This window comes from Bacillus sp. SIMBA_008, from assembly GCF_046535495.1.
In the GTDB taxonomy this organism is placed as follows: Bacteria; Bacillota; Bacilli; order Bacillales; family Bacillaceae; genus Bacillus; species Bacillus subtilis.
On the sequence record NZ_JAWRWL010000151.1, the window covers coordinates 1 to 343 of the forward strand.

A 343-nucleotide genomic window follows, 5' to 3' on the forward strand; every position below is an offset into this window, starting at 1 on the left:
TGCGGACACCCGCCTGCCAGCCCGTATAAGAGACGGCGTCATATCCTTTTTCCTGAAGCGCCATGGCCAAAAGCGAAATCGTGACCTGCTCCCCCGTAGACAAAAGCATATCCATCTCGCGTCTGCTTGGTTCAGATGTGATTTCAGCCGCGAGGTTAACGAGCGCGTCGGTTGATTTTCCCATTGCCGAAACGACGACTACGACATCATGGCCTTTTTGCTTTTCAGCAATGGCGCGATTTGCGGCATTTTGAATTTTTTCGGCAGAGCCGACGGAAGTGCCTCCGAATTTTTGTACGATAAGACCCATACTAGACCACCCTTTACATTTTGGTTCGTGCGG

General features: G+C 51.3%; 1 protein-coding gene. It reads right to left on the bottom strand.

The window, feature by feature from the left end; all coding sequences use genetic code 11:
- Window positions 1-310: amino acid kinase family protein (locus tag SB658_RS22580; protein WP_486308201.1), on the bottom strand; the 310-nt coding region annotated here is incomplete at its 3' end.
- Window positions 311-343: the final 33 nt, after the last annotated feature.